Source organism: Brevundimonas sp. (genome assembly GCF_035626975.1).
In the GTDB taxonomy this organism is placed as follows: Bacteria; Pseudomonadota; Alphaproteobacteria; order Caulobacterales; family Caulobacteraceae; genus Brevundimonas.
Genome location: NZ_DASPMQ010000054.1, coordinates 60309 through 83951 on the forward strand (window position 1 = coordinate 60309; position 23643 = coordinate 83951).

The 23643-nt window shown below is 68.7% G+C and carries 26 protein-coding genes and 1 riboswitch; of the genes, 10 read left to right on the forward strand and 16 right to left on the reverse strand.

The annotated features are described in order from the left end of the window. Positions 1–5 precede the first annotated feature (5 nt). From VEB62_RS13745 to VEB62_RS13755, 3 genes are all read right to left on the reverse strand, one after another. Entirely contained in the window at positions 6–1124 is a 1119-nt protein-coding gene (locus VEB62_RS13745) for an acyl-CoA dehydrogenase family protein (RefSeq protein WP_324800775.1), read from the reverse strand. A 2-nt stretch (positions 1125–1126) separates the two neighbouring features. Then, positions 1127–2311, reverse strand: coding sequence for an acyl-CoA dehydrogenase family protein (locus VEB62_RS13750; protein WP_324800778.1), 1185 nt, complete (start codon positions 2309–2311; stop codon positions 1127–1129). 67 nt (positions 2312–2378) lie between these two features. Next, entirely contained in the window at positions 2379–2633 is a 255-nt protein-coding gene (locus tag VEB62_RS13755) for an Lrp/AsnC ligand binding domain-containing protein (protein ID WP_324800781.1), read from the reverse strand. 48 nt (positions 2634–2681) lie between these two features. Between VEB62_RS13755 and VEB62_RS13760 the strand changes: the two genes are divergently transcribed. From VEB62_RS13760 to VEB62_RS13770, 3 genes are all read left to right on the forward strand, one after another. Then, a complete protein-coding gene (locus VEB62_RS13760; RefSeq protein WP_324800785.1) occupies positions 2682–3503 on the forward strand; it encodes an alpha/beta hydrolase in 822 nt (273 codons plus the stop codon). Between the two features lie 109 nt (positions 3504–3612). After that, a complete protein-coding gene (locus tag VEB62_RS13765) occupies positions 3613–4917 on the forward strand; it encodes a cation:proton antiporter (RefSeq protein ID WP_324800788.1) in 1305 nt (434 codons plus the stop codon). A gap of 167 nt (positions 4918–5084) precedes the next feature. After that, positions 5085–5756 (forward strand): bifunctional 4-hydroxy-2-oxoglutarate aldolase/2-dehydro-3-deoxy-phosphogluconate aldolase, encoded by a 672-nt coding sequence (locus tag VEB62_RS13770; protein ID WP_324800790.1) that lies wholly within the window; start codon positions 5085–5087, stop codon positions 5754–5756. On the opposite strand, the gene VEB62_RS13775 is transcribed toward VEB62_RS13770, so the two are convergent. From VEB62_RS13775 to cuyB, 4 genes are all read right to left on the reverse strand, one after another. Continuing rightward, the gene (locus tag VEB62_RS13775) at positions 5753–6595 is read right to left on the reverse strand and encodes a ribokinase (protein ID WP_324800792.1); all 843 of its coding nucleotides are present in this window, start codon (positions 6593–6595) and stop codon (positions 5753–5755) included. The two genes, VEB62_RS13770 and VEB62_RS13775, sit on opposite strands and share 4 nt — an antisense overlap. A gap of 55 nt (positions 6596–6650) precedes the next feature. After that, positions 6651–7583 carry a nucleoside hydrolase gene (locus tag VEB62_RS13780; protein WP_324800795.1) on the reverse strand — a complete coding sequence of 311 codons (933 nt, stop codon included), beginning with the start codon at positions 7581–7583 and terminating at the stop codon, positions 6651–6653. Between the two features lie 43 nt (positions 7584–7626). Next, a complete protein-coding gene (locus tag VEB62_RS13785) occupies positions 7627–8157 on the reverse strand; it encodes a Rid family hydrolase (RefSeq protein WP_324800798.1) in 531 nt (176 codons plus the stop codon). A 68-nt stretch (positions 8158–8225) separates the two neighbouring features. After that, positions 8226–8888 (reverse strand): cysteate racemase, encoded by a 663-nt coding sequence (gene cuyB, locus VEB62_RS13790; RefSeq protein ID WP_324800800.1) that lies wholly within the window; start codon positions 8886–8888, stop codon positions 8226–8228. Positions 8889–9069: 181 nt separating this feature from the next. Here cuyB and VEB62_RS13795 point away from each other — a divergent pair, with 181 nt between their 5' ends. After that, positions 9070–10830 (forward strand): ATP-binding protein, encoded by a 1761-nt coding sequence (locus VEB62_RS13795; protein WP_324800803.1) that lies wholly within the window; start codon positions 9070–9072, stop codon positions 10828–10830. A 54-nt stretch (positions 10831–10884) separates the two neighbouring features. On the opposite strand, the gene VEB62_RS13800 is transcribed toward VEB62_RS13795, so the two are convergent. Both VEB62_RS13800 and VEB62_RS13805 read right to left on the reverse strand, forming a co-directional pair. Then, complete coding sequence (locus VEB62_RS13800; protein ID WP_324800805.1) at positions 10885–11949, reverse strand: sensor histidine kinase; 1065 nt, start codon at positions 11947–11949, stop codon at positions 10885–10887. A gap of 132 nt (positions 11950–12081) precedes the next feature. Beyond that, on the reverse strand, positions 12082–12270 hold the full coding sequence (locus VEB62_RS13805; RefSeq protein WP_324800808.1) for a hypothetical protein: 189 nt from the start codon (positions 12268–12270) through the stop codon (positions 12082–12084). Positions 12271–12481: 211 nt separating this feature from the next. On the opposite strand from VEB62_RS13805, the gene VEB62_RS13810 reads away from it, so the two are divergent. Continuing rightward, entirely contained in the window at positions 12482–13216 is a 735-nt protein-coding gene (locus tag VEB62_RS13810; protein ID WP_324800809.1) for a Crp/Fnr family transcriptional regulator, read from the forward strand. A 116-nt stretch (positions 13217–13332) separates the two neighbouring features. On the opposite strand, the gene cuyA is transcribed toward VEB62_RS13810, so the two are convergent. After that, the gene (cuyA, locus tag VEB62_RS13815; protein WP_324800811.1) at positions 13333–14343 is read right to left on the reverse strand and encodes a D-cysteate sulfo-lyase; all 1011 of its coding nucleotides are present in this window, start codon (positions 14341–14343) and stop codon (positions 13333–13335) included. A 417-nt stretch (positions 14344–14760) separates the two neighbouring features. Between cuyA and VEB62_RS13820 the strand changes: the two genes are divergently transcribed. Genes VEB62_RS13820 through VEB62_RS13830 form a run of 3 tightly spaced genes read left to right on the forward strand, consistent with a single transcriptional unit; the run spans position 14761 to position 16644 of the window. Further along, positions 14761–15393, forward strand: coding sequence for a TetR/AcrR family transcriptional regulator (locus tag VEB62_RS13820; protein ID WP_324800813.1), 633 nt, complete (start codon positions 14761–14763; stop codon positions 15391–15393). Between the two features lie 40 nt (positions 15394–15433). Beyond that, positions 15434–16258 (forward strand): TIGR02587 family membrane protein, encoded by an 825-nt coding sequence (locus tag VEB62_RS13825; RefSeq protein WP_324800815.1) that lies wholly within the window; start codon positions 15434–15436, stop codon positions 16256–16258. 2 nt (positions 16259–16260) lie between these two features. Continuing rightward, positions 16261–16644: a hypothetical protein gene (locus tag VEB62_RS13830; protein ID WP_324800817.1), complete on the forward strand. Its 384-nt coding sequence runs from the start codon at positions 16261–16263 to the stop codon at positions 16642–16644. Here the strand turns inward: VEB62_RS13830 and VEB62_RS13835 are convergent. Next, positions 16617–17087, reverse strand: a complete 471-nt coding sequence (locus VEB62_RS13835) for a GNAT family N-acetyltransferase (protein WP_324800819.1) — start codon at positions 17085–17087, stop codon at positions 16617–16619. The genes VEB62_RS13830 and VEB62_RS13835 overlap by 28 nt on opposite strands. A 53-nt stretch (positions 17088–17140) precedes the next feature. Further along, positions 17141–17249, forward strand: a riboswitch (TPP riboswitch). A gap of 135 nt (positions 17250–17384) precedes the next feature. On the opposite strand from VEB62_RS13835, the gene thiC reads away from it, so the two are divergent. Further along, positions 17385–19214, forward strand: a complete 1830-nt coding sequence (gene thiC / locus VEB62_RS13840; protein WP_324800864.1) for a phosphomethylpyrimidine synthase ThiC — start codon at positions 17385–17387, stop codon at positions 19212–19214. Between the two features lie 4 nt (positions 19215–19218). Here thiC and VEB62_RS13845 read toward each other — a convergent pair whose 3' ends face one another. From VEB62_RS13845 to VEB62_RS13865, 5 genes are all read right to left on the reverse strand, one after another. Then, positions 19219–19893, reverse strand: a complete 675-nt coding sequence (locus VEB62_RS13845; protein WP_324800821.1) for a hypothetical protein — start codon at positions 19891–19893, stop codon at positions 19219–19221. A 126-nt stretch (positions 19894–20019) separates the two neighbouring features. Continuing rightward, entirely contained in the window at positions 20020–20523 is a 504-nt protein-coding gene (locus VEB62_RS13850) for a Panacea domain-containing protein (RefSeq protein WP_324800824.1), read from the reverse strand. Positions 20524–20662: 139 nt separating this feature from the next. Next, positions 20663–21157 carry an ImmA/IrrE family metallo-endopeptidase gene (locus tag VEB62_RS13855; RefSeq protein ID WP_324800827.1) on the reverse strand — a complete coding sequence of 165 codons (495 nt, stop codon included), beginning with the start codon at positions 21155–21157 and terminating at the stop codon, positions 20663–20665. After that, positions 21154–21561: a hypothetical protein gene (locus VEB62_RS13860; RefSeq protein WP_324800830.1), complete on the reverse strand. Its 408-nt coding sequence runs from the start codon at positions 21559–21561 to the stop codon at positions 21154–21156. Before VEB62_RS13860 ends, VEB62_RS13855 begins: the two co-directional genes overlap by 4 nt. A gap of 386 nt (positions 21562–21947) precedes the next feature. Next, the gene (locus VEB62_RS13865; protein ID WP_324800833.1) at positions 21948–22625 is read right to left on the reverse strand and encodes a DsbA family oxidoreductase; all 678 of its coding nucleotides are present in this window, start codon (positions 22623–22625) and stop codon (positions 21948–21950) included. A gap of 292 nt (positions 22626–22917) precedes the next feature. Here VEB62_RS13865 and VEB62_RS13870 point away from each other — a divergent pair, with 292 nt between their 5' ends. Beyond that, positions 22918–23529: a hypothetical protein gene (locus VEB62_RS13870; protein ID WP_324800836.1), complete on the forward strand. Its 612-nt coding sequence runs from the start codon at positions 22918–22920 to the stop codon at positions 23527–23529. Positions 23530–23643: the final 114 nt, after the last annotated feature.

The window sequence follows — 23643 nt, forward strand, 5'->3', positions numbered from 1 at the left end:
TCCTGTCAGAACCCCTGGCTTCGCGCCATCCGCTCCTGATGGAAGCCCGCGTCGCCCAGCAGTTCGTTCAGCACGCGCACCCGCTTCATGAACAGGCCGACATCGAACTCGTCGGTCATGCCGACGCCGCCGTGCATCTGCACCGCCTCCTGCACCGCCAGTTCGGCCACGCGTCCGGCCTTGGCCTTGGCCACGGACACGGCCAGAGGGGCGCTCTCCCGCCCCTCGTCCAGCGCCTGCAACGCCCCCATCACCGCCGCCCGGGCGATCTCGATCTCGCTGAACAGATGCGCCGCCCGGTGCTGCAGCGCCTGGAACTCGCCGATGAATTTCCCGAACTGTTTGCGTGTCCGCAGATAGTCCAGCGTGGTCTGGAAGGCCTGGTCCCCCGCCCCCGCCAGCGACGCCGCCGCGCAGGCCCGGCCCAGATTCAACGCCCCCTCCAGCAGCGCCTCGCCGCCCTCGACCGAACCGATCAGCGCGTCCGCGTCGACCTCGACATCGGTCAACGTCGCCCGCGCCGCATTGTGCGCATCGACCATCACCGTCCGCTCGACGGTCACGCCGTCCGTGGACGGATCGACGAGGAACAGCCCGATCCCCTCCTCCGTCCGCGCCGCTACGATCAGCGCGTCGGCGACATGGCCGTCCAGCACGAACCCCTTGGCCCCGTTGAGCCGGAAGCCGTTGCCCGACCGCTCGGCCGTCGCCGCCATCCGCGCCGGCGCATGCTTCGGCCCTTCGTCCACGGCCAGCGCGACGATGGCCTCGCCCGCCGCGATCCGCGGCAGCCACGCCGCCTGCTGCTCTCCGGAGCCGCCCGTCAGCACCCTCGCCGCCAGCACGCCCGAGCCCAGGAACGGCGACGGCGTCAGCGTCCGCCCCAGCGCCTCGGCGATCACGCCCGCCTCGACCGCCCCGAGGCCCGAGCCGCCGTGTTCCTCGGGGATGACGACCCCGGCAAACCCCATCTCCCCGAACGCCCGCCACAGCTCGCGCGACACGCCGTCCGCATCGCGGCTGTCGCGCAGCTTGCGCAGGTGCGCGATCGGCGCGTTCTCCGCCAGGAAGCCGTCCGCGGCCGCCTTCAGCATCATCTGCTCTTCGGTCAGGATCAGCGGCATGCCTACGCCCCCGGCAGTTGCAGCAGGTGTTTGGCGATGATGTTCAGCTGAATCTCGCTGGTCCCGCCCTCGATCGAATTGGCCTTGGTCCTCAGCCAGTCGCGGGCCATCGCCCCCTCGCGGGACCGCTCGCCCTCCCATTCGAGCGCATCCGATCCGCCCGCCGCCATCAGCAACTCGTGCCGCCGCTTGTTCAGCTCCGAGCCGTAGTATTTCAGCATCGAGGCGATGGCCGGATGCGCCTGCCCCGCCTTCATCTGATCCCCCGCCCGCTCCATGGCCAGCCGGAACGCCGCCGCGTCGACCTCCAGCTCGGCGATCCGGGCCCGGAGCATAGGCTCGTCCAGCCGCCCGTCGTCGTCCAGCCCGATCGATCCCGTAGCCACCTGGCCCAGCGGGCGTCCGCCGCCGACCTCGCCCATAGCCCCGATCATGGTCCGCTCATGGGCCAGCAGATGCTTGGCCACGTCCCAGCCGCGGTTCAGCGTCCCGACGAGGTTGGCCTTCTCGACCCGCACGTCGTCGAAGAAGGTCTCGCAGAACGGGCTCTTGCCGCTGATCAGGGTGATCGGCCGCGTCGACACGCCCGGCGTCGTCATGTCGAACAGCACGAACGAAATGCCCAGGTGCTTCGGCGCCGCCGGATCGGTCCGCACCAGGCAGAAGATCCAGTCCGCCTTGTCGGCATAGCTGGTCCACACCTTCTGGCCGTTGACGATCCAGTGGTCGCCGCGATCCTCCGCGCGGGTCTGCACCGCCGCCAGATCCGACCCGGCGCCCGGCTCGGAATAGCCCTGGCACCAGCGGATTTCGCCGCGCACGATCTCCGGCAGGAAGCGCTGCTTCTGCTCCTCGGTCCCGAACGCCAGCAGCGCCGGGCCCAGCATCCAAACGCCGAAACTGGCCAGCGGCGCCTGGGCGTCGATGCGGCTCATCTCGGAGGCCAGCACCTTGGCCTCCTCGCGGCTCAGTCCGCCGCCGCCGTATGCCTTCGGCCACTCGGGCGCCGTCCAGCCGCGCGCGCCCATCCGCTCAAGCCAGACCTTGTGCGCCGGCGTCGGAAACGTCGCGTTGCGCCCGCCCCAGACCCGGTCCTCGTCGCTGGCCACCGGCCCGCGGCACTCGGCGGGGCAGTTCGCCTCCAGCCACGCCCGCGTCTCCGCGCGAAAGGTTTCGAGATCGCTCATCCGGGCCTCCGTCGCGAGGACGTTAGCAGCGATTCACCGGTGACGTAGCGTCACCTCCGGATCGGTTTCACTTCGTCGGCAGGAACGGCGAGAAGGTGATCACCGTGAAGGTGTCGCGGATGTTCGCCCGCGTCTGCACCGACCTGGTCACGAAGGTGCCGATGTCCATGTCCTTCGGCAGCTGGAACTTGGCCAGCAGGTCGTACTGGCCCGAGGTCGAATAGACTTCAGAGACGTGCTCGACATTGTCCACCACGTCCGCCGCCACGTCGTTGGCGTGGCCCAGCTCGCATTTGATGAAGACGAAGATGGCGGTCATCATGGCGGCGGTCCCTCCGGTTTCTTGAGGGCGTGTCTAGCGGATGACAGCGTGGCGGGTAAGGGCGAAGCGGCGATCGATCTCGAGGCCGAGTACAACAATCGCGCCCGCGTGCCCGACCATCAGGCCGTCATGCTGCGCTGGCGGGACGCCTCCGGGGCCGCCCGCGCCGCCTGGCCGCCGCTCGAGATCGCCTACGGTCCCGGCGAGCGCGAGGTCATGGACCTGTTCTCCGCCGGCGACGATGCGCCCGTCGCCGTCTTCCTGCACGGCGGCTACTGGCAGGCGCTGGATCGCAGCTGGTTCTCCGGCCTCGCCCCGGCGCTCCTCGCCCGCGGCGTCAGCCTCGCCATCCCGTCCTATGACCTCGCCCCCGCCGTGCGCCTCGGCCGCATCCTCGGTCAGGTCCGCGCCGCCGCCGACGCCGTCCGCGCCCGTACAGGCGCCCGCCCCGCCGTCTTCGGCCATTCCGCCGGCGGCCACATGGCCGCCTGCCTCCTCAGCGAGGGTCGCGCCTCCGCCGCCGTCGCCATCAGCGGCGTCTTCGACCTCGCCCCCCTGATCCCGACCTCGCTCAACATCGCCCTGCGCCTCGACCAGGCGGAAGCCGCCGCCCTGTCCCCGATCCACTGGCCCGTCCCCGACGGCTCGACCCCCGGCGGCACGGTGCTCGACTGCGTCGTCGGCGCCGACGAGAGCCCGGAGTTCCTGCGCCAGTCGAAAATGATGGCCGACCTCTGGGGCGCCAGGGGCGTCGAGACCCGCTACGAGGCGTTGCCGGGCCTCAATCATTTCACCGTGCTCGACCCGTTCTTCGATAAGGACAGCGCGCTGGTGAAGCGGATCGCGGACCTGGCCCGGCCACCGGGCTGATCGCACCGTCTATTTGTCTGACAATTCTGCTGGACGGTGCCTTGGCCCCAGGCATAGCTTCGGTGGCCAGACCGCTCGACAGAGGCGGCCTGCATAGGGGGTATCCGTCATGACGCCGGCCGAACTCAGCGTGGTCTTTTTCCTCCAGATGGCGGTGATCATCGCCGCCTGCCGCGCCGTCGGCTGGGCGGTGAAGCGCTGGCTGGGCCAGCCGCAGGTGGTCGGCGAGATGATCGCCGGCGTCATCCTCGGACCGTCGCTGTTCGGGCTGCTCGCCCCGGACATCCAGGCCGCCCTGTTCCCGAAAGACTCGAAAGACGTCCTCTTCGTCGGCGCCCAGATGGGCGTCGGCCTCTACATGTTCCTGGTCGGCCTCGGCTTCCAGCGCGAGCATTTCAGGACCAACGCCGTCAGCGCCGCCGCCGTCTCCCTCTCGGGGATGGCCGCGCCCTTCCTCGTGGCCGTCGCCATCGCACCCTGGCTGCTCAGCCTTGGCCTGTTCGGCGAGGGCATCAACGTCATGCAGGCCACCCTGTTCACGGGCGCGGCCATCGCCATCACCGCCTTCCCCATGCTGGCCCGCATCATCCATGAACGCGGCCTCAGCGGCACCCGGCTGGGGGCCCTGTCGCTGTCGGCCGGGGCCATCGACGACGCCGGCGCCTGGACGGTGCTGGCGATCGTCCTCGCGACCTTCGGGGCCGGGCCCATGGTCGCGGTCAAGGCCATCGTCGGCGGCCTCGCCTTCGTCGCCTTCATGCTCACGATGGGCCCGCGCCTGCTGGCCCCGCTCGCGCGCATCGCCGAGCGCGAACAGAAGTTGTCGCCCGGCCTGCTGGGCATCGTGCTGATCCTGTTCATGCTCTGCGCCTTCGCCATGGACGCCATCGGCATTCACGCGGTCTTCGGCGGCTTCATCCTCGGCTGCGTCATGCCGCGCGGCTTCCTGGCTGCCGAGCTGAAGCGGCAGCTCGAGCCGTTCGCGGTCGTCGTCCTGCTGCCGATGTTCTTCACCTTCTCGGGTCTCAATACGCAGCTGACCATGGTCAACAACCTCGGCCTCCTGGCCGTGACCCTCGTGATCCTGGCGGGCTCCATCCTCGCCAAGGGCGTCGCCTGCTGGGCCGCCGCCCGCCTGACGGGTCAGGACAACGCCACGGCCATGGGCATCGGCGCCCTGATGAACGCCCGCGGCCTGATGGAGCTGATCATCATCAACATCGGCCTTCAGCGCGGCATCATCGGCCCCGCCCTGTTCTCCATGCTGGTGCTGATGGCCATCATCACCACCCTGATGGCCTCGCCGGTGTTCGAGTTCGTCTACGGCCGCAAGGCCCGCGAACGGGGCGAGCTCGGAGCCCTGAACGAGGTCGAGGACGGCGTTCGCGCCGAACCCGCCTCGGCCGCGCCCTGAGCGGCCTGCGGCGAAACAATAAGTTCCGCCCATCCCGGCGAAAGCCGGGACCCGGTCCTTTCGTGTTGCCGGTCGGGTGGGATATGGAGGGGGCCGACACCGGCGACACCGGTCCTCCACAGCACTGGGTCCCGGCTTTCGCCGGGATGAGCGGATAAGGGTAACCCATGCGCCACGACCGCCTCGCCGTCCTCACCGCCCTCGAGAGCCAGGGCGTGGCCCCCGTCTTCTACCACCCGGACCCCGAGGTCAGCCTCAGCGTCATCCGCGCCTGCGCCCGCGGCGGGGCCAGGGCGATCGAGTTCACCAATCGCGGCGACTTCGCCGTCGACCTCTTCGGCGACATCGCCCGTGAACTCCAGCGCACCGACCCCGACATCATCCTGGGCATCGGCTCGGTCGTCGACGCCGGCACGGCCGCCCTCTACCTCAACCGTGGGGCCCGCTTCGTCGTCAGCCCCTGCCTGGTTCCCGAGGTCGCCCGCGTCTGCAACCGGCGCATGACCGCGTATTTCCCGGGCTGCGGCTCGGTCACCGAGATCGGCCAGGCCCATGAACTGGGCTGCGAGATCGTCAAACTGTTCCCCGGCGCCAGCGTCGGCGGCCCCGACTTCGTCAAGGCGGTGCTCGGCCCGATGCCTTGGACCAAGATCATGCCGACCGGCGGCGTCGACCCTGACGAGGCCTCGATCGCCAAATGGTTCGGTTCCGGCATCGTCGCCGCGGGCATGGGCTCGAAACTGGTCACCGACGCCGCCGTCAAGGCCGGCGACTGGGCCGCCATCGAGGCCCAGGTGCGCAAGACCGTCGACGCCATCGCCGCCTTCCGGGCCCGCTAACCCAGCAGCGCCTCGACCTCGGCCCGGGTCGGCAGCGACGGCTGGGCCCCCGGCCGGGTCGCCGCGATCGCCCCCGCCGCGCAGGCGAAGCGCAGCGCCGCCTCCGGCTCCATGCCTTCGAGCAAGGCCACGCAGATCGCGCCGACGAAGGCGTCCCCCGCCCCCGTCGCGTCCACCGCCGTCACCTTCGGCGGCGCGGCCCGGGCGATCTCGGCCCCGCGCTGGTGCATCACCGCGCCCCTGGCGCCCAGCGTCGTCACCACCCGGCCGCCGCCCTGGTGCAGGATGTCGCCGTAGAAGGCCGCCTCGGTCTCGTTGACCACGATCAGGTCGGCCCGCCGCAGCAGCTGATCCGAGACCGTCTCCGCCGGAGCCAGGTTGACGCAGACGAAGTCCGTGGCCCGCCCGACCGCCGCTTCCACGGCTTCGATCGGCACTTCCAGCTGCAGGATCAGCGGCCCCTCGATCCGCGCCGGAAGCTGCTCCGCTCCGACCCGGTGATTGGCCCCCGCCGCCACCACGATCTGGTTCTCGCCCGACGGATCGACCGCGATCAGGGCGACCCCGGTCGGCGCCGACGCATCGGTGTCCACCTCCAACAGGTCGACGCCGTCCGCCTCCAGCAGCGCCGTCGCCTCGTCGGCCATGGCGTCGTCCCCGACCCGGCCGATCAGGCACACCTCCGCCCCCAGCCGCCGCGCCGCCAACGCCTGGTTGGCCCCCTTGCCGCCCGGATGCCGCGCCAGCGTCGCCCCGGTCACCGTCTCCCCGGCCCGCGGCAGGTGCGGCGCGCTGGCGACCAGATCGAGGTTGATCGAGCCGACGACGGTGATCCTCATTTTCCTCCCCCCAAGGGCGTGGGGGACCGCGAAGCGGTGGAGGAGGCCGCCCACCTCATGCGCACTTCTCCGCGATCAGGGCGAACACCCCGTCCGCGTCCGCCGAGGTCGCCCAGCGGTGCGGCAGCCCGCCCCCCATCTCCTCGCGGAACTCCACCGCCGTATGCCCCCGGGTCAGCTCGCTTTCCGTCTCCACCTGTATCCGGCACGACGCCAATTCGAACAGCCCAGGCCGCAGCAGCCAGGCCACCGGACACGGATCATGCACCGGCGGCGCGTCCCAGCCGACGATCTCGCGCTCGATCCGTTGCGAAAACCGCATCATCGAGGCCGCCGTGTCCGCCTTCGCCGTTCCCAGGCCCTCCAGCGTCGCGATCCGCCCCTCGGTCGCCCGCACCTGATGGGTGGCGTCCAGCCCGAACAGCACCACGTCGCAGCCGCTGGCCAGCACCTCGGCCGCCGCATCCGGATCGGCCCAGATGTTGAATTCCGCCGAGGCCGTGATGTTGCCGCCCTCGGACCGCGCCCCGCCCATGACGGCCACCGGTCCCAGCCGCGCCGCCAGCGCCGGCTCCCGGCGCAGGGCCAGCGCCAGATTGGTCAACGGCCCCATCACCGCCATCGCGACAGACCCCTCGGGCCGCGCCATGACCCGCTCGACGATGGCGTCGACCGCATGACCTTCCGTGCACGGAGCATCCGGCTCGAACGGCGTCAGGTCGCCCAGCCCCTCGGCCCCGTGGAACTCACCCGCCCCCGCCGGCTCGCGCCGCAACGGCCGGTCGGCGCCCGCGAACACCGGCACGTCCCCGCGCCCGGCGATCTGGCGCAGCATCCGCGCGTTCCGCGCCGTCTTCTCCACCGGCACGTTTCCGCCCACGGCGGTTACGGCCAGCAGCTCGAACTCGCCCGCCCCGAAGGCGAGCATCAGCGCCACGGCGTCGTCCACGCCCGGGTCGCAGTCGATGATGAGGGATTGTCTGTTCACCGGGCATCACTGCCGCGCCCGGCCTTCCTCCGCAAGCGGTCCGTCAGTCGGTCGCGGCCGGCGAATGCGCCGTCAGCTGGATCTCGACGATGCCGCCCTGGCCCAGCAGCCCGGTCGTGCCCACCGCCGTCCACGCCGGCCTGGGTCCCTGCGAGAACTCGCGCCAGACCCGGGCGATGATCTCGATCTGCTCCATTCTCGAACCCGCGAAGTCCGGCCCTTCCCAGACATGGAAGCTGTTGATCAGAGCCACGTCGTCGAAGCTGGCGCCCGCCGCCGTCAGGGTGCGGTTCAGGTTCGTCAGCGTCCGCCGCACCTGCGCCTCGAAGGCCGCCGCGTCGGTCCCCTCGCCCTCCGCCCGGAACACGATCGCGCCCGAGACATACAGCGTGTCCCCCGCCCGCCGCGCCGGGGCGTAGCCGACCTCGTCGTGGGCGTGCTGCCCGCCGCGCGACGGAATGATCACCTCTCCGCCCGAACTCGGCAGGCGCACGGGATAGGTCGGCGCGGTCTGGGCGAGGGCCGCCCCGGGCAGGGCTGCGGCGAGGATCAGGGCGGCGGTCAGCAGGCGCATGGCGGGTCTCCGTCTTTTCAGGCCGCCTTCGTGCCTCTCGATGGCCGCCGCCTCAACTTAAGCTTTGGTCACCTGCACGCCTTCACGCACGCCGCGGCCAGCTCCTCGGCCGAATCCACCAGCGGCGCGGAAACCTCCTCCGCCTCCAGCAGCAGGGGCACCTCGGTGCACCCCGCGATGACCACCTCGGCTCCCGCCCCGACCAGGGCCGCCGCCAGCCGCCGCATCTCCGCGCGCGGCCCCTCGCCCGTGTCGCCCGCCTTGACCGCGCGGATGCAGGCCATCATGGCCTCGCGGTCCGCGCCGGTCAGGCGCACGATCTTCGCGCCCCGGGCCTGCAGGGTGCGGGTGTACAGCGCCTCGCCGCCCGGCGTGGCCAGCACGCCGATCTTCCTGGCTCCGCCCGCCACGGCGGCTTCGGTCGTCACGGCGATCATGTCGATGAAGGGCAGGCCGACCTTGCGGATGCCCGCGGTCAGCGCGTGCGCGGTGTTGCACGGCATGGCCAGCACCTGGGCGCCGGCGTCGCGCAGACGCATCGCCATCCGTCCCAGCATGGCCTCGGCCGCGTCGGGCGCCCGCTGGCGATCCGGCACCTGCGGATTGATGTCGGCGAGGATGCGGATGTGGTCCTGGTCCTGCTCCGCCGGCGTCAGCGCCTGCACCCGCGCGAGGAACGCCACCGTCGCCGCCGGCCCCATGCCGCCCAGCACGCCCAATACCTTGCCCATCTCGCCTCCGCTCCCGGCCGGCGTCCGCCGCCCGGAGTTCAGCCGCCCTTATGCGCCGAAACCACAGGGGGACGCCATGCCGCCCGAAGCGCTCCGGCGCGGCGCATCCTTCCGTCGCCGGACGCGGGTTAACGTCGGAATCACCTATCGCTGTTACAGGCAAAGCAGGAGAGGACTCGTCTTGGACCGGTTGAACGCCCTCGGCTTCAACGCCGATTTCGATGCGACCGCGGCTTCCACGCGCAGCAAGGCGCGGGAGCGGGTCGGGCTGTCGGTCATCGTCCTCCTGCTTTGCGCCCCGTCGATCGGCCTGATCGCCGCCCTGGGCTGGTGGCTGTTCGCGACGACCGCCGAGGCGATGGTGTGGCGCTCCACCAGCCCGGCCCTGATCGAGCGGTCGCCGGTGCCCGCCAGAACCCTGCGCCTCTTCGCCTCCTTCCTGGCCAGCTGCGGCTGGGTCCTGTGCGGCCTGCTCCTGTGGTCCCACGACACGGTCACGACGATGGTGATGGCGGTGGCGCTGCTCACCGGCGTTTCGATCTACATCATCAAGGCCTGCTACCGGACGCCGATCCACCTGCTGGTATGCGGCATCCCGCCGGCCGTCTGTTTGCTGACCCTGCCGTTCCTGCTCGACGCCGGCCCGTGGAACCGGGTCCAGCTGCTGGCCGCCCTCGCCCTGCTGGTCGGGTTCGCGGTCAGCTCCGCGGCCCACGGCTGGGAGACCCATCTGAGGCTGACCCGGTCGGCCGCCGCCCTGAAGGACCAGACCCGCAAGGCCGAAGACGCCAGTCGGGCCAAGAGCGAGTTTCTCGCCAATATGAGCCACGAGATCCGCACGCCGCTCAACGGCGTGCTCGGCGTCAGCGAGGCGCTCGCCCGCACTGAACTGACGACGGAACAGCGTGAGATGCTGGCGCTGGTCGCCTCCTCCGGCGTGACCCTCCAGCAGCTTCTGTCCGACATCCTCGATCTGGCGCGCATCGAAACGGCGCAGATGGAGGTGCACAACGCCGCCTTCGACCTGCGCCGGGCCGTTCAGGAAACGGTCCAGCTCCACGGCCCCGCCGCCGAGGCCAAGGGCCTACGGCTCCAGCTCGACCTCGCCCCGGACATCGAGGGGTACGTTCTCGGCGACGTCGTGCGCTTCAAACAGGTGCTGACCAACCTGGTGTCCAACGCGGTGAAGTTCACCGAACAGGGCCACGTCCGGCTGACCGCGCGGCGCACCGCCGCGCCCGCCGTCGCCGGCGCCTCGCTGTTCCAGTTCGCCGTCGAGGACACCGGCGTCGGCTTCGACGCCGAGGGCAAGGAACGCCTGTTCCACCGGTTCGAGCAGGCCGACGGATCGGTGACGCGCCGGTTCGGCGGATCAGGGCTGGGCCTGGCGATCTGCCGCCAGCTCGTGGACCTCATGGGCGGGGAACTCGACTGCGACAGCGTCCCCGGCCAGGGCTCGATCTTCCACTTCAGCCTGACCCTCGCGGAGGCCGCCGCGCCCGCGGCGGTCGCGCCCCGCGTGGCCGAGCCCGTCGACGGGCGGCCTCTTCGTATCCTCGCCGCCGACGATCACCCGACCAACCGGAAGGTCATCGAACTGATCCTCGGCCAGATGGACGTCGATCTCGTGCTGGTCGAAGACGGGGTGATGGCGGTCGAGGCCTGCAAGGCCGGCGTCTTCGACACCATTCTGATGGACATGCAGATGCCGGTGATGGACGGGCTGGCGGCGACCCGCGCCATCCGCGCGCTCGAGGCCGCCACGGGGCGGTCCCGGACCGCGATCATCATGCTGACGGCCAACGCCCTGCCGGAGCATGTCGAGGCGGCGCACGCGGCGGGCGCCGACCGTCACCTGGCCAAGCCGATCGACGCCGGGCGGCTGATCTCGACCCTGCTGGAGCTGCAGGAAGCCGCCCCCGCCGCCCGCGTCGCGGCCTGAGGATCACGCGCCCGCAACCGACGCGGAGCCCGTTCCCGACCCCGGGGCCAATGTCTAGACCGCCTCGCCCCCGGGAACTCCGACCCGGGCTGGCTCGATCCCCGTCCTGGCCTGGGTGATCGATACGCGCGTTCCTGGCGTCGCGCTCTCTGTCTGGACCCGGGCTCCCAGCTGACGGGCAAGGGCGTCAACGATGCTGGTGCCCAGGCCTGGCTTCGCGGGCGCGGGGCGCTCGGGCATGCCGATGCCGTCATCCTCGACCGTGAGAGTCCAGTCGGGCCCGTTGCTGCGGTAGCCAACCAGAACCCGGCCGCGCCGACCCTCGAGGAAGGCATGCTTCAGCGCGTTGATGGTCAGCTCCGTCACGATCAGTCCGAGGCTGATTGAAGCGTCGGGGGCGCAATATGACTCCTGGGAATCCACCTCGATCGTGATGAGGTCGTGATCATGAATCATCGAGGCGCCCAGGCTGGAGCACAGCTTGGTGAAGTAGGCCCGCAGTTCCACGTCGCTGATCTGGGATCGGGCGAGTTGCTCCTGCAACGAGGCGACCGACATGACCCGATTGTGGGCGTCGTTCAACTGGAGCCGGGCCTCATCCGATCTGGATTTGCGCGCGCTTTGCAGGATGACGCTGGCGATGATCTGCAGGCTGTTGGCGACGCGGTGCTGAAGCTCCCGCAACAACATCGCCTTCTCGCGCAGCAGGTCTTCGTTGACCTTCTTGTCCGCCCTCGCGTCCGTGACGTCGTCGATCGAGAGCAGAACCCTCGTCTCGAGGCCATCTCCATAGGCGAGCTTCTCGGCCTTGAGGACCAGCCGCCTGACGCCCCGTTTCCGGTCCTGGAAATCCATTTCATATGCGGCGATTTCCGCGTCGCCGCTGATCGTGGCTGAAAGCAGGGAGCGCAGCCTTGGCGCGTTCCACTCGCCGTCCCCAAGCTGGGAGAGGTGCCGGCCGGCTCCCATGTCCGGGTCAAGGTCGAACGCCGCCCAGAACGTATGACTTCCAGCGATGATGGACAGCCGGTCGTCGAGCAGCAGCAGGGGGACGGATGAGAATCCGACCACCGCCAGTGTGAGGGGGAGGGAACTGTCTGTCTGGGGCGGCCTGGCCACGGCTGGGCCTTCATGAAATCCGGAGACTCGCGAAGCGAAAGCCATTCCCGGTCTGGATGCGTCGCGAACGGCGCCATCGCTTCTAGCACGAACGCCCGGGCGAAAGGGCGGGTTTCTCCTACCCCGGACGTATCAGGGCAGTGTCGGCGGCCGGGCGCGCCACATCAACCGGGCCAGGGTCTCCGATTCATCCCTGTCGGCGGCAAGCAGCCGCCAGTGCCGGGCCAGATCTTCCCAGTCGGCGGCCGCGGGCGTGCCCTTGTTTGTCTGCGCCTGGGCGTCGCAGGTCGCCGCCTTGTCCAGGCAATCCTGGGGGGACATCATCCCTCATGATGACGTTCCGGACGGCGATCTCCGCTTAACCGCATCAAGCGAGGGATCGATTTATATGGCGGATTCGTTTGGTTTTTTGGCGATCGACTAATGGCAGGCTGATGGAGGTTAAGCCCCTTGGCGCGCCGGGGGCCGAAGTCGGCTATGTTGAACCCGTATCGCTGAGGTCTGAGACATGAATAACCCGTGGACCCTCAAGATGGAGCAGTTCACCGCGTTTTCGGACATGGAGAAGCGCCGCCTCGACGATCTCGTGTCACGCAACCAGATCGATCATGCCCCCAAGGAAGACATCATCGGCGATGGCGAGCATTCGGCGAACTGCCATGTGGTCCTGTCCGGGCTCGCCTGCCGCTACAAGATTCTGCCGGACGGCCGGCGCCAGATCATGGCTTTCCTCATTCCCGGCGACCTGTGCGACGCCGAGATTTTTGTTCTCAAGGTGATGGACCACGGCGTCTCCGCGATCGTTCCGACCCGCACCGCGCTGGTGTCTGGCGAAGACATGAAGGGCTTGCTCAGGGAGACGAGCAGCCTGGGTGAAGCCCTCTGGTGGGGCACCATGACGGACCTGGGCGTGCTGCGGGAGCGCATCATCGACCATGGCCGGCGGACGGCCTACGTCCGGACCGCCCACCTGCTTTATGAGCTCCTGGTCCGATACCGAATGGTGGAGCTGGCGAAGGACAACCGGTTCGGGTTTCCGATCACCCAGACAGATCTTGCCGACGCGACCGGTCTGACGCCGGTCCACGCCAACCGGACCTTGAAACGGCTGAAGGCCGATGGTCTGGTTGATTTCTCGGGAGGCGTCGTTGCCGTCCTCGATGCCCCCAGGCTGAAGGAAGCGGCGCAGTTCAGCGGGGAGTATCTGCATCTGGATCGCGCGCACGACCGGCAGGCGGTGGGCCAGCGGGCGGGCGATCTGGTCTAGCGGCTATCCCGCGCCCTTTGCTCGCGGCGGTTCGGGCAGCGTCCGTTGGCGTTGAAATCCGAGCCGACGACGACTTCAACACGGCCCGCTTCTGGCGCGGCCCTTGCCCGGCGCTGCTACAGCCCCGCGCCTACCACGCTCTCATATCCGAACAGCCCCTGCGCGCCGCCGGTGTGCAGGAACACCACCGTCTCGCCCCCCGATCCCGACCTGAACCGTCCCGCCTTCGCCAGGGCGATCAGCCCCTTCATCGCCTTGCCGCTGTAAACCGGGTCCAGCACGATCCCGTCGGTCCGCGCCGCCAGCTTCAGCGCCTCGATCACGTCCTGGTCGACCAGGCCATAGCCCTCGCCGACGTAATCGCAGTCGGCGACCACCATGTCCGGCGTCACCGCCTCCGGCCGCCCCAGCAGGGCCGCCGTCTCGCGCGCCAGCTTCAGCACCATCTCCTCCTGCTTTGGCCTCGGCGCCCGCACCCCGATGCCCAGCACCGGGATGTCCGCCCCCATCACCGCCAGCCCGGCCACCAGTCCGGCATGGGTCCCGGCGCTTCCCGTCGCCGTCACGATCCGGTCGACCGGCAGGTCCAATTCATCGGCCTGCACCACGATCTCGCGCGCGCAGTCGACATAGCCCAGCGCCCCCACCGGGTTCGACCCGCCGCCCGGGATCACATAGGGCCGTCCGCCGCGCGCCCGCACCTCCGCCGCCGTCGTCTCCAGCTCGGCCGCCATGTCCGAGCCGCCGGCCACGAAGCGGACGCCCGCCCCGAACAGCCGATCCAGCAGCACATTGCCATTGGCCATATAGTCGTGCGCCGTCGAGCCGGTCCGCGCCTCCAGAATGACCTCGCAGGCCAGCCCGTGCGCCGCCGCCGCGGCCGCCGTCTGCCGCACATGGTTCGACTGCACCGCCCCCTGGGTCACCAGGGTGTCGGCCTCCTGCTCGAAGGCCTCGCCGAGCAGGAATTCCAGCTTGCGCGTCTTGTTGCCGCCGCCCGCCAGCCCGGTGCAGTCATCGCGCTTGATCCACAGTTCGACGCCCAGTTCCTCACTCAGCCGCGGCAGCGGCTCCAGCGGCGTCGGCAGGTGCGCCAGACGGACGCGCGGAAAGCGGGCGAGATGCATGACGGACTCCCTGGTGCGCTTCGTCCCTAGCGCGATCACCGTCAGCACCCAAGCGCACCCCCGTAAACGAGAAAAGTTCGCGCACCGTCCGGAACCGAACGCATCGGCTGATGTTTATCGCTCGGACCAAGCGGCGATGCGCGCTCGACTAGTCCACCCGCGGCCCGGCCTCTGCCACGCCCCCCCGACGCAGGCCGGGCCGCAACTTATCCGCCCCTTCCGCCGTCATCCTCGGGCTTGACCCGAGGATCAGACCGTCCGGTGCGCGGTTGGGGAAGCGGCGGTCTCGATCGCGGGGCCGTCCCTGTCGCACAGTCCCGACCCTCACCCCTGATCCCCGGATCAAGTCCGAGGATGACGGAAAAGCTGGTGGGCTCGCCCCTTGCCGCGACTCCCTGCGGGCGTGATGCTGTGCGCATGGCCGAATCGCCTGCCCCCCCATCGCCTGGACCCGCCCGCCTGCGCGACCGCGCCGCCACCGAGGCCCTGATCGTCGAGGCCGGCGAGCGTATCCTGCTGCGCGACGGCTTCCCGGGCCTCAACGTCCAGACCCTCGCCGCCGAGGCCCGCTGCGACCGAAAGCTGGTCTACCGATATTTCGACGGCGCCGACGGCGTGGTCGAGCGGATCGCCGTCCGGGCCAACGCCTCGCTGGTCCGTTCGCTCGACGCCGTTCCCGCCTCCGGAACCGAGTCGCTGCGCGCCTTCGCCCGCGAGAGCCTGTCGGCCTGGCTCGGCGCATTGCGGGACAGCCCCCTGACCCTGCGTCTGATGGCCTGGGCCCTGGTCGAGTCCTCGCCGCTGCTCAACCGCCTGGAGTCCGAGCGTTCGGCCGTGTTGCAAGCGTGGATGCGCGAGCGCCGGCCCCGCCTGCGCACCCCGCCGACGGGCGACGCGGTGGCCATCAACGCCGTGCTGCTCGCCGCCGTCCAGCACCTCGCCCTGTCCGGCGGAACCCGGCCAGGCGTGGGCGGCGTGCCCCTCGACGAGGCCGGCTGGGCCCGCATAGAGGGCGCGCTCGACGCCCTGCTGGTCGCCTTCCCCGAGTAGCCGACGGGAGCGCAGCGCCGACTCAGGCGTTGCCGTGTCCATGAGCCCTGCCGCCCTCCAGCCGCGCCGCGAAACCGCCTACGCCCGCGACCTCGGCCGCGCCTTCGGCGGGGCCCTGCTGTTCAGCCTGCCGCTGCTGATGACCATGGAGATGTGGTGGTTCGGCTTCAGCCTGCATCCGGCCCGGCTCGCCGTCTTCCTCGTCGCAGCCGTGCCGCTGCTGGTCGGCCTGGCCTTCTTCGCCGGCTTCAGCCACCGGCATCACGGCTTCACCCATGCCCTGCTTGATGCGTTCGTCGCGCTGGCCGTCGGCTATCTGACCGCCGCCCTGCTGCTGACGGTCATGGCCATTCTCGAACCGGACGGCCCGCTGCGCCATGCCGCCGGCCAGATCGCGCTGCAGGCCGTGCCCGGCGCCATGGGCGCCCTGCTGGCCCGGCGTCAGCTCAGCGCCGGCCGCGGCGACGGCGACGAGGGCGAGGCCCGCTATCCCGGCGAGCTGTTCCTGATGGTGGCCGGGGCCCTGTTCCTCGCCCTCAACCTCGCCCCGACCGAGGAGATGATCCTGATCGCCTACCGGATGACGCCCTGGCACGCGGTGGCCCTGATCGCCGTCTCCCTCGCCGTCATGCACGCGGGCGTCTACGTCGCCGGCTTCGCGGGCGAGCACGAGCAGGGCCATCCGGTGACGGCCTTCTTCCACTTCACCCTGGCGGGCTACGGCCTGGTGCTGCTGGTCAGCCTCTATGTGCTGTGGGTGTTCGGCCGCACCGACGGCCACGGCCTGACCGAGATCGTCGACGCCGCCGTCGTCCTCGCCTTCCCCGGCTCCGTGGGCGCCGCCGCCGCCCGCCTGCTGGTGTAGCCATGCCGAAGAAACCCGCCTCCGCCCCGCACACGCGCCCGCCCGTCCTCGAATGGATCATGGGCGGCCTCGGCCTGCTGCTGACCGTCGCCGTCCTGGCGGTGATCCTGCGCGAGGGCCTGGCCTCCGGCGGCCCGCCCGTGCTCGAGCCCCGGCTCGAGGCGGTCCACGGCGGCCCCGGCGCCTGGCGGGCCGAGGTCGAGGTGCGCAACACCGGCTCCGCCACCGCCGCCGCCGTCGGGATCGAGGGCGTGCTCGGCGACGAGACCGCCTCCGCCACGCTCGACTACCTCCCCGCCGGCGGCCGCGAGCGCGTCGTGCTCGGCTTCGACGCCGACCCCCGCGCCGGCCTCCAGCTTCAGGTCCGCGGCTGGTCGGAACCCTGATCCATCTCCAGCCGCATCTCGCAGGCGTCGATCCCGGGCGCGAAGCCGTCGGGACGTACACGGACGGCCTCGAAGCCGAACCGCTCATAGAAGCCTCGCGTGTGCTGGCTGGTCTCGAGCCGCACCGTCCGCGCGCCCGGCGCCGCCCGCGCCGACGCCAGCCGCGCCCGGGTCAGCCCCGTCCCGAGCCCCGCTCCGTGCAGCCCCGCCTCGACCATGCCCCAGCACAGACTGACGGTCCGCCCATCCGACTCCATCGTATGGCCGCCGCAGGCCACGATCCGGCCGTCGCGCTCGATCACCTGATAGGGCCCGTCCCGTCCGTCGAGGAACGCCTCATACCCCGCCCGCTCCGACGCATCGAAGAAGCGCGGGCAGTTGCCGTCGAACAGCGCCAGGCACGCCTCGCGGTCGCGGGTTTCGTAGGGCCGGGCGACATCCATGCCCCCTCCTGCCATGCACCGCTTGACCCGTCCACGCGGCGGGCGCAGGTTCCGGCCGTTCTCCGGGGGGCGCCGCCCAAGGCGCTGAGATTGGGGTGATCCCCTGACCCGTCGAACCTGATCCGGGTCATGCCGGCGAAGGGATGGGAAACGCTTCGGTCCACGCTGCAGGACCACCTCGCCCGACGTCGGCGGACCTCAACGCCAGAGGCCGCCATGAACATCGCCGTCACCCCGCCCGCCCTTCCCGAAGAGCCCAACATCGATCTGGCTCTGAAAGACGCCCGCGAGGCGGTGATGCAGGAGACCGGGACCATCCCGACCGGCGAACGCGCCGGCAGCCGCAAGGTCTATGTCGCCGGCGAGCTCTATCCCGACATCCGCGTCCCCTTCCGCGAGGTCGCCGTCCACCCTTCGGCCAATGAGCCGCCGGTGACCATCTACGACTCCTCCGGCCCCTACACCGACCCGACGGTGACCATCGACATCAAGCGCGGCCTGCCCCTGGTGAAGTCGTCCTGGCAGCTCGACCGCGGCGACATCGCCCCCGTCCTGAACCCGCGCGAGGTCAAGCCCGAGGACAACGGCCACGCCTCCGGCAAGAACCTCGCCCCCCGCTTCGACACCTCGAACCACAAGGTCTTCAAGGGCGTCGAGGGCCGCCCGGTCACCCAGTACGAATATGCGAAGGCGGGCATCATCACGCCCGAGATGGAATACGTCGCCATCCGCGAGAACCTGCGCCGCGAACAGACCGCTCCCTGCATCCGCGACGGCGAGGACTTCGGCGCCTCGATCCCCGACTTCGTCACCCCCGAGTTCGTGCGTCAGGAGATCGCCCGCGGCCGGGCCATCATCCCGCACAACATCAACCATCCGGAAGTCGAGCCGATGATCATCGGCCGCAACTTCCTGGTGAAGATCAACGCCAACATCGGCAACTCGGCCGTCCTCTCCAGCGTCGACGACGAGGTCGACAAACTGGTCTGGGCCACCCGCTGGGGCGCCGACAACGTCATGGACCTGTCGACCGGCCGCAACATCCACAACATCCGCGACTGGATCATCCGCAACTCCAGCGTCCCCATCGGCACCGTGCCGATCTACCAGGCGCTCGAGAAGGTCAACGGGATCGCCGAGGACCTGACCTGGGAGGTCTATCGCGACACCCTGATCGAACAGGCCGAACAGGGCGTCGACTATTTCACCATCCACGCCGGCGTCCGCCTGCCCTTCGTGCCCATGACGGCGAACCGCGTCACCGGCATCGTCAGCCGCGGCGGCTCCATCATGGCCAAATGGTGCCTGTCGCATCACCGCGAGTCCTTCCTCTACGAGCATTTCGAGGACATCTGCGACATCATGCGGGCCTACGACGTGTCGTTCAGCCTCGGCGACGGCCTGCGCCCCGGCTCCATCGCCGACGCCAATGACGAGGCCCAGTTCGCCGAACTGCGCACCCTCGGCGAGCTGACGAAGATCGCCTGGGCCAAGGGCTGCCAGGTCATGATCGAGGGCCCCGGCCACGTGCCGATGCACAAGATCAAGGCCAACATGGATGAGCAGCTGAAGCACTGCCACGAGGCGCCCTTCTACACCCTGGGCCCCCTGACCACCGACATCGCCCCCGGCTACGACCACATCACCAGCGCCATCGGCGCGGCCATGATCGGCTGGTTCGGCACCGCCATGCTCTGCTACGTCACGCCGAAAGAGCACCTCGGCCTGCCCGACCGTCAGGACGTCAAGGACGGCGTCATCACCTACAAGATCGCCGCCCATGCCGCCGACCTGGCCAAGGGCCACCCCGCCGCCCGCCTGCACGACGACGCCCTGTCCCGCGCCCGGTTCGAATTCCGCTGGGAAGACCAGTTCAACCTCGGCCTCGACCCCGAGACGGCCCGCAAATACCACGACGCCACCCTGCCGAAAGAGGCCCACAAGACCGCCCATTTCTGCAGCATGTGCGGCCCGAAATTCTGCTCGATGAAGATCAGCCAGGACATCCGCCGGGACGCCCAGGCGCAGAACGACGCGGGGGGATCGCTGGCCGAGGCCGAGGCCGGGATGGCGGAGATGAGCGCGAAGTTCCGGGCCGGGGGCGGGGTGGTGGAGGTGAAGGTGTGAGCGCTCAGCCGGGCCCGTCTGGGAACATGTCCAGAGTGTCACCCGGCCTCGGGCCACGATCTGGTTTCTTCTTGCCACCCCGCTCCGCCCGGACCTTTTCAGCGTCGCGCCGCGCCGCGAGGTACACGTCTAAGAAGTCCCCGACTTCATCATCTGTCGCGACCGGAATCACATCCGAGGGCAGGACGCGCGCCACTACTTTTCCGTCCTCGTCTTTTTCGGACAGATCGATGACTTCGATTTGCGCCGCATTCCAATCGCCCCTGCAGTAGGCCTTACGGGCGAGGGCCAGATAGACACCCAACTTCGGCAGGGTAAGCGGGCTGACGCGAGGCTGGAGAATAGGGATGCGGATCACCCCGCTCTCGACGGACCAGCACGAGGCCCTTGCGAGGATCGTGACCTCCGGCCCGTACCTCAACCCTTGAACCTCGTTCAGGCCGGCATCTGCAAAGTCCCGAAAGCGATACGTCTCCCGTGGGTTCGCTTTTCCGAGATCGCAGAGCCCGGCGATTGCCTCGGCAATTCGTGGATGAGTACGGGAGCCAAACTGTCGAACGACGGCCTCGGCCTCAAACTTGCCGGTAAGGCAGTAGGGCAGAGACAGCCAAGTCCGATCATGACTGAAACCGAAATTGCTATCGTCGAACTTCAGGATTTCCTGAGTGGTCAGTTCCACGCTCTCGGGATGAGTGACCGAGACGATCGACAGAGCTTGGGGAGAGCTTGAGCGTGGCATTGCAACCTAACAGCCGAATCCGAACCCGAGCACATATCGTGAACGTCGAACTCGGGTATGTCTACCCTATGAAGGGGCGAGGTTGTGGGCGGTTACAATCAGCTCGTTAGATATCACCCGATTGATATTCCGATGAGCCTCAAACCGCTGGGTGGCACGCTCCCAAGGTCCACCATGCTTGTGTGACAGCGCAGACAGAAGCCCGGCGTCCACATCTATATAGAGATCGAATATTGGCTTGATCCGACTGCGGATCACCTGGCCAGGACGTGCCGATAGAACCGCTGAGCTCCGACTTATAGGGTCGAAGGTGGAAGCTCTCTTTGTTATCGCCTGCCTGCTGAACTCTTTAAATTGCGCGTAGACGCTTGGCACCACTGGTCCGTAAGCCCACGCCTCAAACTCTTCATTTATGAGAGGCTCACCAAACCGGCACAGGTAGTCGGCATGAATGAAGTAGAGCATCTTTTGCAGCTTGAGAGGCGTGATCGGCACACCGACACCGTCCGCCCAATCCAGAACCAAGTTCGCGAAAGCCTTCGCTGCATACGGAGGACTCGCATCTTCCATATCGGCCTCCCTGCCCTGATGTTCTCGTTATGTTCTCGCGAGAGAAACTTCAAGCACTTTCCCCTAGGCCCGTTCGAGGGGACGATGAAAGGGGGTCACTGGCGGAGTTTGAGTCGCCGTGATTCATCGGCCACAGAGATCACGCTGGCAGCGGAAGACCTAGTTTGATGCGGATCACGGTTTCAGAGACATCGAAGTGTCTCGCTAGGTCCTTTGGGTCATTCCACCCGGCTGCTTGTGCCGCCGAAAGCCAAGCGCTGGGCACTAAGAGATTGGCGGCGAAGTTGTTCGCCTGCCACTCCTGTTGGCGCTGAATGCGGGGATTGGGAAGTTCAGCCACGTCAGCACGGTAGGCGAGCGTGTCGCTAACTCCGTCTGCCAGAAGATCTCGGTGGAATATGAAATGGCCGATCTCGTGCGCACAGGTAAATCGTTGACGGACGCGATGGTGATTTTCGTTGATTACAATCAGCCACTGATCGTCATGGGCGCGCTTAATGAGACCAGAAATTTCGTCTGGAAGAAGATCAAATTTCGGCCCCAAGCCCAGTTCGGCAGCAAGCGCAAAAACGTCCACCGGAACCTTGTTCCAGTACCGCTTGGTCACATCCAGCGCCGCGCCTGGCGAAATCACTTCTTATCTTCCTTCTTCGCTGGGTCGCCTGCTAACGCTCCAGCCTGTTGATCGGCGGTCGAAACACCCGGGTTCATCCTAGCATTGAGTTCAGCGATGATTCCGGCCGCATTTGCATCCATCCACTGGTCCGCCGCTTCTTTGGCAATGCGGTGGGCCCGGGTCCTTATGTAGGCGCCCCACGCGATCACAGCCAGCACCGTCACGATTGCGAGAAAGACGTTGAATAAGGTCAGATTGTTGGCTTGAGCGGCCATGGCATTGCTCTGAGCCGCAATAGAGGCCGCCAATACGTCAGTATCGGTCGGAGGGTTGCTCGGAGGCGCGGCAGTGGCGCAGCTTTTCACAGCGAGACCATAAAGGGCCGAGCAAGACTCAAGAACGGTTTCTGGCTTGGCGGCCACAGGCAGTCCCCAAATGTCGAGCCCCGTCACAAAGCGTGACGGTAAACCCTAGCCCTTAGTGGCCGGTGGGCAACCTACATCTGTCATCACCCCTCCCCCGCCATCCCCCGCAACGCCTCCTCGAACACCCCCGCCGGCTGCCCGCCCGAGATCAGCCATTTCCCCTCCACCACCACCGCCGGCGCGCCGTTGATCCCGCGCGCCTCTCCCCTTCCCCTCGAGGGGGTGGAGGCGGGTCGCCGAAGGCGGGCCGACGACGGGGCGGGGGATGGGGTGGAGGCACACTGCGTCCGGACATGGCGCGGGAGGCGTCGGCGCCCTTCGGCGGGCCGCAACGAACAGTCTGCCTCCACCCCCTCCCAACCCTCCCCCCTCGAGGGGGAGGGCTATTCGCTGGCCATCTTCCGCAAGGCGTCTTCAAACACAGAGGCCGGTTGCCCGCCCGAGATCAGCCACTTCCCCTCCACCACAACGGCGGGCACCGCATTGATCCCACGCGAAACCCACAGCGCCTCCGCCGCCCGCACCTCGGCCGCATAGAGGTCGTCGGCCAGCACCTCGACCGCCCTGGCCCGATCCAGCCCCGCCGCCGCCGCCGCCTCGGCCAGCACCCCGGCGTCCGTCATCACCCGACCCTCGGTGAAATGGGCCGCGAACAGCGCCGCCTTCAGCGCCCTCTGTTCCGCCGCCCCGACCGTCCCCGCCCAGTGCAGCAGCCGGTGGGCGTCGAAGGTGTTCCAGATGCGGCTGTCCGGCCCCATCCGCATCTCGAACGGCTTGCCGTCCGCGAAGTCGGGCCAGGCCTCGGCCGCCCGTTCGCAGATCATGGCCCGGTTGGCCGCCGACTGCTCCGGCGTCGAGCCGTACTTGCGGCCGATGTGCTCGACGATGTTCTCGCCTTCGGGCGCCATCTGCGGGTTCAGCTCGAACGGCTGGAAATGCACCTTCGCCTCTATCCCCTCGGCCTTCAGCGCCTCCAGCGCCGTCTGAAGCCCGCCCAGCCCGACGACGCACCAGGGGCAGACCACGTCCGAGACGAAGTCGATGTGCAGGGTCTTGGGCATGGCAGGGCTCTCCGGGAGAGGTGAACGGCGGATATAGGCGCGCGTTCGCCCCTCCGCTTCCTTCTCCCCACCGGGGGAGAAGGTGGGCGGCGAAGCCGTCCGGATGAGGGGTAGGCCGGCTCCGGACAACCCGACGGACGGCCTGCCTCAACCGGCCCCCTCATCCGGCCCTCCGGGCCACCTTCTCCCTCAAGGGGAGAAGGACTCCCTCCCCCACCGCAATCTCGGATAACAATGGTTTGACTCCGTTAACCATTGCGCCCAGCTTCCCGTCAAACGGGAGGACCAGAGGATGGCCGACGCCAAAACGCCGGACGCCGGCGGAGACGCCTTTTCGGAATTTCTCAAGGAGGCCGAGACCTTCGTCGCCTCGATGCTCGAAGACATCGCCAAGGCGGTGGGCGCGAACGACGACGCGCCGCTGATCGCCTCGCACGGCGTCGCGCTCAGGGAACAGATGGCCAGGCTGGTCGAGGCGACCCGCGGCCGCTACGCCGGCGGCAACGCCGCAAGCCGCCGCATGGCCGACGACTTCATGAAGGCCCAGGCCGGGACCACCCTCGCCCGCAACGCCCGCACCACCTTCCGGGCCGGCGTCGCCAAGGGGCTGTTCGGCGACGGCATCTTCGCCTGGCTGGAATCCAACCTGGAAGAAATCAAGAAGATCATCCTCGCCATCTGGGATCTGTTCGGAGACGTGCCGGAGTGGGTCAACACCCTGGTGCAGCTGATCGACGAGATCCTGAAGATGATCCTCGGCCTGTTCGGCGGCATTCTCGGCCGCAACCGTTCGAAGATCATGTCCGACCTGTCAGAGCAGGAAGTCCAGTTCTGGAACGAGATCGCGGCCCGCAAGCGCTACGTGCTGGCCGCCGCCGGCGGCGCCGCCGAACGCGAGGACTAGGGCGCTCCGCTTCCTTCTCCCCTTGAGGGAGAAGGTGGCCCGGAGGGCCGGATGAGGGGTAGGCCCGCTTTGGGCTCGCCGGCCGACGGCCCGACTCAAACAGCCCCCTCATCC

Excerpts from the sequence above, each read along its gene's own strand:
- VEB62_RS13865 (WP_324800833.1), bottom strand. The coding sequence starts at position 22,625 with ATGCCCAAGACCCTGCACATCGACTTCGTCTCGGACGTGGTCTGCCCC.
- VEB62_RS13810 (WP_324800809.1), top strand. The coding sequence starts at position 12,482 with ATGGAGCAGTTCACCGCGTTTTCGGACATGGAGAAGCGCCGCCTCGAC.
- VEB62_RS13820 (WP_324800813.1), top strand. The coding sequence starts at position 14,761 with ATGGCCGAATCGCCTGCCCCCCCATCGCCTGGACCCGCCCGCCTGCGC.
- VEB62_RS13785 (WP_324800798.1), bottom strand. The coding sequence starts at position 8,157 with ATGCGCCTGCTGACCGCCGCCCTGATCCTCGCCGCAGCCCTGCCCGGG.
- VEB62_RS13825 (WP_324800815.1), top strand. The coding sequence starts at position 15,434 with ATGAGCCCTGCCGCCCTCCAGCCGCGCCGCGAAACCGCCTACGCCCGC.
- VEB62_RS13870 (WP_324800836.1), top strand. The coding sequence starts at position 22,918 with ATGGCCGACGCCAAAACGCCGGACGCCGGCGGAGACGCCTTTTCGGAA.
- VEB62_RS13775 (WP_324800792.1), bottom strand. The coding sequence starts at position 6,595 with ATGAGGATCACCGTCGTCGGCTCGATCAACCTCGATCTGGTCGCCAGC.
- VEB62_RS13755 (WP_324800781.1), bottom strand. The coding sequence starts at position 2,633 with ATGATGACCGCCATCTTCGTCTTCATCAAATGCGAGCTGGGCCACGCC.
- cuyB (WP_324800800.1), bottom strand. The coding sequence starts at position 8,888 with ATGGGCAAGGTATTGGGCGTGCTGGGCGGCATGGGGCCGGCGGCGACG.
- VEB62_RS13835 (WP_324800819.1), bottom strand. The coding sequence starts at position 17,087 with ATGGATGTCGCCCGGCCCTACGAAACCCGCGACCGCGAGGCGTGCCTG.
- thiC (WP_324800864.1), top strand. The coding sequence starts at position 17,385 with ATGCAGGAGACCGGGACCATCCCGACCGGCGAACGCGCCGGCAGCCGC.
- cuyA (WP_324800811.1), bottom strand. The coding sequence starts at position 14,343 with ATGCATCTCGCCCGCTTTCCGCGCGTCCGTCTGGCGCACCTGCCGACG.
- VEB62_RS13745 (WP_324800775.1), bottom strand. The coding sequence starts at position 1,124 with ATGCCGCTGATCCTGACCGAAGAGCAGATGATGCTGAAGGCGGCCGCG.
- VEB62_RS13765 (WP_324800788.1), top strand. The coding sequence starts at position 3,613 with ATGACGCCGGCCGAACTCAGCGTGGTCTTTTTCCTCCAGATGGCGGTG.
- VEB62_RS13805 (WP_324800808.1), bottom strand. The coding sequence starts at position 12,270 with ATGTCCCCCCAGGATTGCCTGGACAAGGCGGCGACCTGCGACGCCCAG.
- VEB62_RS13750 (WP_324800778.1), bottom strand. The coding sequence starts at position 2,311 with ATGAGCGATCTCGAAACCTTTCGCGCGGAGACGCGGGCGTGGCTGGAG.
- VEB62_RS13770 (WP_324800790.1), top strand. The coding sequence starts at position 5,085 with ATGCGCCACGACCGCCTCGCCGTCCTCACCGCCCTCGAGAGCCAGGGC.
- VEB62_RS13830 (WP_324800817.1), top strand. The coding sequence starts at position 16,261 with ATGCCGAAGAAACCCGCCTCCGCCCCGCACACGCGCCCGCCCGTCCTC.
- VEB62_RS13850 (WP_324800824.1), bottom strand. The coding sequence starts at position 20,523 with ATGGAAGATGCGAGTCCTCCGTATGCAGCGAAGGCTTTCGCGAACTTG.